The following is a 345-nucleotide window of genomic DNA, read 5'->3' as shown; positions in this document are numbered from 1 at the left end:
GGTGTGACGGGGCGGTGGGTGCCGTGCGCATGGAAATGCACGAGCTGCGGCAGCGCCTGCATGGCGCACTGAACCAGGAAGTGGGCGAGTTCCTGGACCTGCACGCGCTGCTGCTGGACGACCCCGAGCTGTTGTATGGCCTGGACGAACTGATCCGCAGCGGCCCGTACAGTGCCGGTTACGCCCTGCGCCTGCAGCGCGACCGCCTGGCCAAGGTCTTCGATGGCATGGACGATGCCTACCTGAAGAGCCGCATGGACGACCTGGACCATGTGATCGGCCGTATCCATGCCTTCCTGCAACCCGAACGCGCGCCGGCGATGAAGGGCCTGACAGGCGAGATCC

General features: G+C 66.1%; 1 protein-coding gene. It reads left to right on the top strand.

Annotation, left to right across the window (positions count from 1 at the left end; all coding sequences use genetic code 11):
• Positions 1-29 precede the first annotated feature (29 nt).
• On the top strand, positions 30-345 hold a 316-nt coding region (locus EN850_RS34545), incomplete at its 3' end, for a phosphoenolpyruvate-utilizing N-terminal domain-containing protein (RefSeq protein ID WP_246689326.1).

The sequence above is a fragment of the Mesorhizobium sp. M8A.F.Ca.ET.207.01.1.1 genome (genome assembly GCF_004794715.1).
In the GTDB taxonomy this organism is placed as follows: Bacteria; Pseudomonadota; Alphaproteobacteria; order Rhizobiales; family Rhizobiaceae; genus Mesorhizobium.
Note: the sequence above shows the minus strand (reverse complement) of the source record. Positions and strands in the feature narration are given on the sequence as shown.